Consider the following 9,130-nt stretch of genomic DNA (forward strand, 5'->3'; position numbering starts at 1 on the left):
AGGGCGAACGCGGCGTTACCCGCCTCGAGGATGTCGCCGTTGGTGAAGGCGCCGCTGACGCCGACGATCGTGACGTCGGCTCCGCGAGTGCGCGTCTGCAGCACCGCGAACTCGTCGTCACCCGTGGCGAAGCAGCCGTCGATCGAGTTCTCGGCGTCCGCGACGTCGTACGAGGTCGCCCAGGCATCCACCGCCTCCGCCTGCACCGCGGCGGGCAGCTCGCAGTCGGTCTCGAGCCGGGACCCGAGGATGTCGGCGCCCTCACCGAGCACCACGCCCGGGGCGAAGTCGGCGAGTTCGTCGTCCCAGGGCTCCATCACGACGACGCGGTCGGCGAGCTCCAGCAGCTCGCGGCGCTGGTCGGAGCCGAGCACGAGGTAGTAGTCGAAGACGAGGAGCGTCGTCTGCGCGGGATCTTCGACGAGTTCGCGCACGTCACGCAACGTCGTCGCGGAGTCGACCTCGACGCCCTGGTCGCCGAGCACCGCGACGAGGGCGCGCGAGCCGGCCGGGCTGCCCGAGGTCGGCGACAGGTAGTCGGCCTCGCGCTCCTGCGGACGCGTGACGGCATAGACGACGACGGCGACGAGCACGAAGACGACGCCGATGGCGACGCCGAGCAGGATGCCGCGCACCGGGCTGCGCCGCTCGGGCGTAGACGACGGGGCCGCCGGTGGGGTGGGCGCGGTCGCGACGCTCATCGGCTCACCCCGGCGGTGTCGCCGGCGTCGGTCGTCTCGTCGAGCGGCCCGAACGCGGCGGCGGCCTTCGGCGCCAGTGGAGCGCGGGCTGCCCGCAGCTCCGCGGCGAGTTCCGACATCCGTCGCCACTGCTCTTCGGTGCCCGCGCGCCCGAGGTAGCGCACCCCGTCGAAGACTTCGGCGGCGTCGAGCAGCCGCTCGCGCGCGTCCGGGAAGACCCCGCCCGCGCGCCGCCCGAACTCTTGCGCCGTCGTGCCGGGGAACGCGAGCACGACACCCCGTTCGGCGAGGTCGCGCGCGAGCGAGCGGAAGACCTCGACGACGGCCGACGTGAAGTCGCCGTCGGCGGCGGCCTGGTCGGCGGCGGAGCGTATCTGCGCCGAGCTGCGGTCGTCGTCCTCGCCGAACAGGTCGCCCGTCACCTTGCTGCGCCGTCGCAGCCGTGGCACCCCGAAGATCACGAACGCGACGACGAGCAGCGCGACGACGAGGACGACGGCGATGATGATGCCGACCGTCGGACCGGCGTCGAATCCGACCGTGGGTTCGCCGGCCGGTTGATTGTTGCCGAGCAGCTCGCGCAACCAGTCGAGGAAGTCCTCGATCCAGCTCGGCGGCTCCTCGGGGGGCGCGTCGGCGCGGTTCAACTCCTCCTCGAGGAGTCGCCGGGCCTCCTCGTCGTCGGGGTCGACCGGCACGTCGACCGGGATGGCGCGGCTCATCGCGCGCCTCCACCCGGGAACGGGTCGCCGACCGTCGCACCGCGCTGGCGGTCGTCGACGTACCGCGCGAGAGTGAGGTCGAGCCCCTCCACGCGCATCCGCTGATCGAGGTAGAGGAGCGCGGCGGTCACCGTCTGCACGACGAGTCCGAAGGCACCGGCGATCGCGGCGACCGCCGTGACGACGACGGTGCGCACCGCCCCATAGAGCTCGGCCTGCGCCGCGTCGGCGCCGTTCGGGAAGATCAGGTTCACACCGAGATCGAGCGCCCACCCCACCGGCACCGTGAAGACCCAGGTGCCGAGCCCGACGATGATCCAGATGAGCAGCGTCGCGCCGAACAGCCGGAAGCCGGACCGGCGCGTGAGCCGCCAGGAGCGGCGCATCGCGCCGCCGATCCCGAGGCCTTCGATCGCGATCACGTGGGCCGTGAAGCCCAGTCGCGCGGCGAGGTAGCCGCCGAGGAAGACGATCAGGATGATCTCGCCGAACCCGAGCAGGAAGGCGAAGAAGCCGCCCATCATCGAGCTCACCGACACGAGCAGCGGAAGCGCCGCGGCGAGCGCGAGCACCGCCGCCGCGGTGAGCAGCATGAGCGCAGCCCAGGCCACGAGCCTTCCGAGCCGGCCGGTGAGTCGCCACCGTACGCCGCGGAACGAGACGCGCTCCGCGAGGAGGCTCCGGGATGCCGAGATGACGACCGGACCCGCGAGCAGCGCGGTCGCGGCGAAGGCGAGTCCGAGCGGGATCCACCACGCGATCGCACCCGTGACACCGAGCACGTTCGACGCGATCGCGTAGTCCTGGTAGTAGGAGGCGTCGAGCGCCGCCTGCGGACCGATCACGAGCAGCCATTGGAGGAGCAGGGCGAGTGCCGTCGTCGCGAGGCTCACCACGAGCGCGGGGCCGAGCGTCGTGCGCGGCGCACGGCGCTGGAGCCGGAACGGAGCCCCCAGGATCGCGCCGAAGGCGAGGGGACGCAGCGGCAGGAGCCCGCGCTTGGGCGGCGGAGTCCACACGGTGCGCGGACGCACGGGCGCGTCGACCGGGGCCGAGCCGTCGAGGCTGGGACCCGTTGGTGGAGCGAGCGGGGATCCCGTCGCGCCGAACACGGTTCCTCGGGCCGGACCGGCCGCCGGCGCTCCGGGCGCGGACCACGGCGACGCGACCGGCTGCGCCGCAGATCCGCTGTCGGTCACTCGGTCCTCTTCCCTGTCACGGACTCGTGCTCATGTTCTCACGCCCAGCACCCTGGACTACTCTGGTGCCCACCATGAACGCCCGCATCCTGGTCGTCGACGATGACACCGCCATCTCCGAGATGATCGGCATCGTGCTGCGCGCCGAAGGGTACGAGCCGACCTTCGCCGCCGACGGCGCCGCGGCCCTCGCGTCGTTCCGGGCGGACAACCCCGACCTCGTGCTGCTCGACCTCATGCTGCCCGGCATCGACGGCATCGAGGTGTGCGAACAGATTCGCGCCGAGAGCGGTGTGCCGATCATCATGCTCACCGCGAAAGGTGAGACGACGGATGTCGTGCGCGGTCTCGAGAGCGGCGCCGACGACTACGTCGTCAAACCGTTCAACCCGAAAGAGCTCGTGGCGCGCGTGCGCACCCGGCTGCGCCCCACCCCGGCCGCCGACAGCGAGACCGTCGCGATCGGCGACCTCCTCATCGACGTCGCCGGGCACGAGGTGCGTCGCGGATCGCTGCGCATCAACCTGACCCCGCTCGAGTTCCAGCTGCTCCTCGCGCTCGCGACCAAGCCGCAGCAGGTCTTCACCCGGGAGATGCTGCTCGAGCAGGTGTGGGGCTACCACTACAAGGCCGACACGCGACTCGTGAACGTGCACGTGCAGCGTCTCCGCGCGAAGGTCGAGCACGACCCCGACAACCCCCGCATCGTCACGACCGTGCGCGGCGTGGGCTATCGCGCGGGCGCGGTCACCTGACCGGATCCGCCACCTGATGCTGCGGTTCGACTGGCGTGCCTGGCTCGACCGGGCGGTACGTCTGTGGCGCGGCTCGTTGCAGCTGCGCACCATCGCGCTGACGCTCGCGTTGTCCGCGATCGCGGTCACAGCCGTCGGCGGTTACATCGTCACGAGCGTGCGGGCGAACCTGTTCGATCAGATGCGCGAGCAGGTCGTGGCGGAGGCGGGTCGCGCCACCGTCGCCGCGCAGGAGGTGTTCGACGTCGCCGCCGAGAGCGGCACCACGACCGACCTCGAACTCGTGCAGGACGACGCGTTCGAGACGATCGCGGGGAACGTCTCGACGCGACCGGTGGTCGCGATGTACCGCGTGCGCGGTCAGGAGGGCCCGGCGTCGCTCATCGACCAGCTGTCAGCGAACTCGCCCGACGAGATGCCGTTGAGCGCCGAGTTGCGCACCGCGGTCGAGGAGGGCGAGCCCGACGTCGCATCCTGGCAGTCCGTCGCTCTCCCCGCATCCGGGGACGCGACGTCGCCGGGGGTCGTCGTCGGCGCCCTGCTGCGACTGCCGGGCAACGAGCTCTACGGCCTCTACTTCGCCTACGACTTCGGGGAGAGCCAGCAGACGCTCGACTTCGTGCAGCGCACGCTCCTGGTCGGCGGGCTCGCGCTCGTGCTCCTCATCGGCGCCGTGGCGTACCTCGTCGCACGCCTCGTCATCGGCCCGGTGCGGGTCGCCGCCGAAGCGAGCGAGCGGCTCGCCCACGGCGAGCTCGAGTCGCGTCTGCCCGAGACCGGCGACGACGAGGTCGCCACCCTCGCGCGCTCGTTCAACCGGATGGCCGACAGCCTGCAGCGGCAGATCCGGCAGCTCGCCGACCTCTCCCACGTGCAGCAGCGGTTCGTCTCGGATGTCTCGCACGAGTTGCGCACGCCCCTCACGACGATCCGCCTCGCCGGCGACGTGCTGTACGACCAGCGCGCCGCGTTTCCTCCCGCGACCGCCCGCACGGCCGAGCTGCTCCACGCCCAGACGCAGCGCTTCGAGACGCTCCTCGCCGACCTGCTCGAGATGAGCCGCTACGACGCGGGTGCCGTGCAGCTCGAACTCGAGCCGACCAACCTCGTGCGCCTCGTCGAGGACGCGATCGAGCAGGTCGAGCCTCTCGCGTCGGAGAAGGACACGGAGATCCGGCTCATCGCACCGGGCGGCTACTTCGAGGCGGACGTCGACGCCCGCCGCATCCGTCGGGTGCTGCAGAACCTGCTCGGCAACGCGATCGACCACGGTGAGAGCCGCCCGATCGACGTGTACGTCGACAGCGATACGGATGCGATCGCGATCGCCGTCCGCGACCACGGCATCGGGATGTCGGCCGCCGACCTCGAGCACGTGTTCGACAGGTTCTGGCGGGCCGACCCGTCGCGTCAGCGGTCGACCGGCGGAACCGGGCTCGGGCTCGCGATCGCGCTCGAGGACGCGACGGTGCACGGCGGCTCGCTCGAGGTGTGGTCGGAGCCCGATGAGGGCTCCTGCTTCCGGCTCACCCTGCCCCGACGGCGCGGCGAGCCGCTCACCGCGTCGCCGCTCGGTCTCCCACCCGAGGAGGTGGACGCGTGAGGCGGCCGGAGCGCCTCGGCGTGCTCGCGGCGTTGGCGGCGGTGTTGCTCGCGGGCTGCGTGTCGATCCCGACCTCGGGAGGGGTCCAGAGCGAGCAGATCGACGCCGGACCGGACGAGGTGGACACGATCGCCCTCCCGGAGCGCCCGCAGCCGGGGCAGAGCGCCGCGCAGATCGTGCAAGGGTTCCTCCGCGCGGGACGCGGTCCACAGAACAACTACGCCACCGCGCAGGAGTACCTCGCGCCGGGTGTCGTCTGGAGCGGCATCGAGCGGGTGCTCGTCGCCTCCAGCATCGGGCCACCGGTCGAGGTCGACCCCGGCACGTTCAACGTGAGCGTCGTCGTCGTCGCGGAGGTCGACCAGCACGGCCGCTACGTCGCACTCCCTCTCGCGACGACGCAGACGCTGACCTTCGAACTCACCGAGGTCGACGGCGAGCAGCGCATCCTCACCCCGCCGCCCGGCACGGTGCTCTCCTCGAACGGCTTCGGCGCGGCATTCCGCTCGTACGCGCTCTACTTCTTCGACCCGTCCTACCGCTACCTCGTCCCCGAGGTGCACTGGTTCCCCACGCCGCGCGTCACCAATCGCATCGTCTCCGAGCTCGTGCAGGGTCAGGGCGAGTGGCTCGGCGCCGGGGTGCTGCAATCGGCGTTCCCCGAGGGAACGACGGCCAGTGCCGTGCCTGTCGAGTCGGGGGTGGAGGTCACACTCAATGCCGAGGTGCGGGCGGAGTCGCCCCTGATCCAGCTCCGCATGATCCAGCAGCTCAGCGCGAGCCTCACCTCCGTCGGCAATGTGAGCGCCGCCGACGTCGTGGTGACGGCCGGCGGGCTCGCGCTCGCACCCGCCACCGCGGAGAGCATCCCGCAACGCAGCCTCGGCGTGCGGGAGCTGATCGGGGGCGTTGACGGCGCGGTCCGCATCCTCACCCCCGATGGGACGCGCCCGATCGAGGGCATCGAGCTGCTGGCGGACGAGCTCGGCGCCCAGGCCGTGTCTCTGTCACGCGAACGCGACGTGCTCGCCGTTCTCGGTGCCGCCGGTGTGAGCGTCGTGCGCGGCGGTCAGGAGCCGGTTCTCGTCGACGCGCGCGCGAGGGTGATCGCCCCGACGGTCGACCCCTTCGGATTCGTCTGGACGGTGCCGTCCGACGACCCCGCAGGGCTGATCGCCACCGGCGGCGATGGCGTCGCGCGCTCCGTGCCGATCGGTGCCGACGGCAGCGTCACCGCGATCGAGCTCTCGCGGGACGGCGCGAGGCTGCTCGTCGCGCTCGAGACGGCCGAGGGGTCGAGGCTGTTCGCGATCGGCGTTCAGCGGGATGCCGAGCTCGCGCCTGTCGCGCTGCACACGCCGTTCGATCTGCGGCCGTCCGGAACCGTGATCGACATCGCCTGGGTGGACGGCCAGCGGGTCGCCGCCCTCGTCGCCGTCGGCGGCGAGACCGGCGTGCAGCTGCTGACGCTCGGCGGGCCTGCGGAGAGTCTCGGTGTCGCGGAGGACGGCGTCGCGATCGTCGGTGGAACCGGCGAACTCGGGCTGCGGGTGCTCACCTCCGCCGGGGTCGTGCTGCGTCCCACCACGGTCGGCGGCTGGACTCCGGCGGGCTTCGAGGCGTCCTTCCTGGGCACCCAGCAGTAGACGCCGTCCCCAGGTCGTCGCGGCGGCCGCACCTCCGGTCGGCCCGCGAGGCACGCTGGCGCCATGTCCGTCGCCGGCGCGTTCGCCTCCCTCTTCCCCGTGCCCTGCGTCGGCTGCGGCATCGAGGGTCGAGTGCTCTGCCCTCCTTGTGCCGCCGAGCTGTCGGAGAGAGTCGCCACGCGCGAGGTCGCGGGTGTCGGGCTCGTCACCTCGTCGCTGCGGTACGACGGCGTGCCGCGCGCAGCTCTCCTGGCGCTCAAAGAGCAGGGATCGACGGTGCTCGCCGCGCACCTGGCACGGCCGTTCGCGTCGGGCGTGACGACGGCGCTCGCAGGAAAGCCCGGAGCGGTGCTCGCCGCGGTACCGTCGACCAGGGCCGCCCGTCGCCGTCGCGGCTACGAACCGGTGCGTGTCCTCGCGAACCGCGCGGGCATCCGGCTCTCGCCGCTGTTCGCCGCAGCTCGGCCGCACGCCGTGCAGAAGGGCCTCGGTGTCGGCGACCGCGCACGCAACCTGAAGGGGGTGTTCGCGCTCGCCCGACCCGTCGCCGCGCTCCGCGTCGTGCTGCTCGACGACGTGCTGACCACCGGGGCGACACTCGCTGCCGCAGCGGAGGTGCTCCGCGAGGGCGGGGCCGAGGTGGTCGGAGCCGCGGTTCTGGCCCACACTCCGCGTCGCGACGCACTCTCATCGGGAACCCCCAGCTTCAAACCGTGACTTCCGGCAGGGCCGCGACTAGCGTGGGGCCAAAGGCGCTCCCGGAGCGACCTGGCTCCGGGGCAATGAGCCAGATCTCAGGAGGAGGGCGTGCCATGGACATCACCATCACCGGTCGTGGAGTCGAGATCCCGGATCGTTTCGAGGACTACGCCACCGAGAAGTCCGAGAAGATCGCGCACCTCGCCGACAAGGCGCTGGCCCTCGAGATCCGCGTGATCCGACACCACGAGACGAACGGCACCGCCGGCGACGATCGCGTCGAACTCACCCTCATCGGCCCCGGCCCCGTCGTACGGGCCGAGGCGGCCGCGGGCGACAAGTACGCCGCGTTCGACCTCGCGCACGAGAAGCTGCTCGAGCGGGTACGTCAGGCGAAAGACCGCAAGAAGATCCATCGGGGTGCCCGCCGCCCCGAGTCGCTCGGGCAGGCGACGAGCAACGGCAAGGTCGCCGACCTCGTGCCCGCGAGCACGGCGGTGCTCGAAGCGATCGCGACGGGCGAGGTGCCCGTGCAGAACAACAACGAGGAGGAGGCGGAGTGGAGCCCCGTCGTCATCCGCGAGAAGGTCTTCCCGGCCGAGCGGATGACGAAAGAGGATGCGGTCGATCAGATGGAGCTCGTCGGGCATCCCTTCTTCCTCTTCATCGACGCGGCGACCGACAACCCCTCCGTGGTCTACCGCCGCAAGGGCTGGCACTACGGGGCGATCTCCCTCGACGCCGAGGCGGACGAGGTCGCGAAGCGGCGCCGGCGCTAGTCCGCGCTCAGCGAAACCCGGTAGCCCCGTCCTCCCAGGACGGGGCTACTACGCTTGACAGGTCACACGCCGGTAACGGCGGGCCGACCCGAGCCCGCATCCTGAAGGAGAGTTCGTGGCCAACGTCCTGGAGAGAGTCCTCCGCGTCGGCGAGGGTCGTACCCTGCGCCGCCTCAAGCGCTACGCCGAGGCGATCAACCACCTCGAAGACGCCTTCACCGATCTCACCGACGAGGAGCTGCGCGGCGAGACGACGCAGTTCCGCGACCGGTTCGCCGACGGCGAGTCGCTCGACGACCTCCTTCCCGAGGCTTTCGCCGCGGTGCGCGAAGCCGCGAAGCGCACCCTCGGTCTCCGCCCGTTCGACGTGCAGCTCATGGGCGGCGCCGCACTCCACCTCGGCAACATCGCCGAGATGAAGACCGGTGAGGGCAAGACCCTCACCGCGACGACCGCCGCCTACCTCAACGCGATCGCAGGCAAGGGCGTGCACGTCGTCACGGTCAACGACTACCTCGCGTCGTACCAGTCCGAGCTCATGGGTCGTGTCTTCCGCGCGCTCGGCATGACCACGGGCTGCATCCTGGCCGGCCAGACTCCCGCCGAGCGTCGGGAGCAGTACGCGACCGACGTCACCTACGGCACCAACAACGAGTTCGGCTTCGACTACCTGCGCGACAACATGGCGCGCCAGACCGCCGACATGGTGCAGCGCGGCCACTACTTCGCGATCGTCGACGAGGTCGACTCGATCCTCATCGACGAGGCGCGCACGCCGCTCATCATCTCGGGACCGGCGTCGGGCGAGGCGAACCGCTGGTTCGGTGAGTTTGCGAACGTCGCCAAGCGCCTCATCGAGGGCGAAGACTACGAGGGCGACGAGAAGAAGCGCACCGTCGGCGTGCTCGAGCCCGGCATCGAGAAGGTCGAAGACTATCTCGGCATCGACAACCTCTACGAGTCGGCCAACACACCCCTCATCTCGTTCCTCAACAACTCGATCAAGGCGAAGGCCCTGTTCAAGAA

Annotated in this window: 9 protein-coding genes; 6 read left to right on the forward strand and 3 right to left on the reverse strand. The window is 71.2% G+C overall.

Annotation, left to right across the window (positions count from 1 at the left end; all coding sequences use genetic code 11):
* From ACO1X9_RS15020 to ACO1X9_RS15030, 3 genes are all read right to left on the reverse strand, one after another.
* Positions 1-701, reverse strand: a 701-nt coding sequence (locus ACO1X9_RS15020) for a DUF4350 domain-containing protein (protein ID WP_486351659.1), incomplete at its 3' end; no start/stop codon positions are given.
* Positions 698-1,423, reverse strand: a complete 726-nt coding sequence (locus ACO1X9_RS15025; RefSeq protein ID WP_486351660.1) for a DUF4129 domain-containing protein — start codon at positions 1,421-1,423, stop codon at positions 698-700. The genes ACO1X9_RS15020 and ACO1X9_RS15025, both read right to left, overlap by 4 nt.
* Complete coding sequence (locus ACO1X9_RS15030; RefSeq protein WP_486351661.1) at positions 1,420-2,622, reverse strand: glycerophosphoryl diester phosphodiesterase membrane domain-containing protein; 1,203 nt, start codon at positions 2,620-2,622, stop codon at positions 1,420-1,422. Before ACO1X9_RS15030 ends, ACO1X9_RS15025 begins: the two co-directional genes overlap by 4 nt.
* Positions 2,623-2,696: 74 nt before the next feature.
* Between ACO1X9_RS15030 and mtrA the strand changes: the two genes are divergently transcribed.
* From mtrA to ACO1X9_RS15060, 6 genes are all read left to right on the forward strand, one after another.
* A complete protein-coding gene (gene mtrA, locus ACO1X9_RS15035) occupies positions 2,697-3,377 on the forward strand; it encodes an MtrAB system response regulator MtrA (RefSeq protein WP_486351667.1) in 681 nt (226 codons plus the stop codon).
* A gap of 16 nt (positions 3,378-3,393) precedes the next feature.
* Positions 3,394-4,980, forward strand: coding sequence for an MtrAB system histidine kinase MtrB (mtrB, locus tag ACO1X9_RS15040; protein WP_486351662.1), 1,587 nt, complete (start codon positions 3,394-3,396; stop codon positions 4,978-4,980).
* Entirely contained in the window at positions 4,977-6,626 is a 1,650-nt protein-coding gene (locus ACO1X9_RS15045) for an LpqB family beta-propeller domain-containing protein (protein ID WP_486351663.1), read from the forward strand. Before mtrB ends, ACO1X9_RS15045 begins: the two co-directional genes overlap by 4 nt.
* Positions 6,627-6,689: 63 nt before the next feature.
* A complete protein-coding gene (locus ACO1X9_RS15050) occupies positions 6,690-7,343 on the forward strand; it encodes a ComF family protein (RefSeq protein WP_486351664.1) in 654 nt (217 codons plus the stop codon).
* Positions 7,344-7,438: 95 nt separating this feature from the next.
* Positions 7,439-8,104, forward strand: a complete 666-nt coding sequence (gene hpf, locus ACO1X9_RS15055) for a ribosome hibernation-promoting factor, HPF/YfiA family (RefSeq protein ID WP_486351665.1) — start codon at positions 7,439-7,441, stop codon at positions 8,102-8,104.
* Positions 8,105-8,219: 115 nt separating this feature from the next.
* Positions 8,220-9,130 (forward strand): preprotein translocase subunit SecA (locus ACO1X9_RS15060; protein WP_486351666.1); only part of this gene is annotated, 911 nt, incomplete at its 3' end.

Source organism: Pseudolysinimonas sp. (assembly GCF_057350545.1).

What these genes read in the sequence shown, in the direction of transcription:
- hpf (WP_486351665.1), top strand. Translation starts at nt 7,439, where the DNA reads ATGGACATCACCATCACCGGTCGTGGAGTCGAGATCCCGGATCGTTTC.
- ACO1X9_RS15025 (WP_486351660.1), bottom strand. Translation starts at nt 1,423, where the DNA reads ATGAGCCGCGCCATCCCGGTCGACGTGCCGGTCGACCCCGACGACGAG.
- ACO1X9_RS15050 (WP_486351664.1), top strand. Translation starts at nt 6,690, where the DNA reads ATGTCCGTCGCCGGCGCGTTCGCCTCCCTCTTCCCCGTGCCCTGCGTC.
- mtrA (WP_486351667.1), top strand. Translation starts at nt 2,697, where the DNA reads ATGAACGCCCGCATCCTGGTCGTCGACGATGACACCGCCATCTCCGAG.
- mtrB (WP_486351662.1), top strand. Translation starts at nt 3,394, where the DNA reads ATGCTGCGGTTCGACTGGCGTGCCTGGCTCGACCGGGCGGTACGTCTG.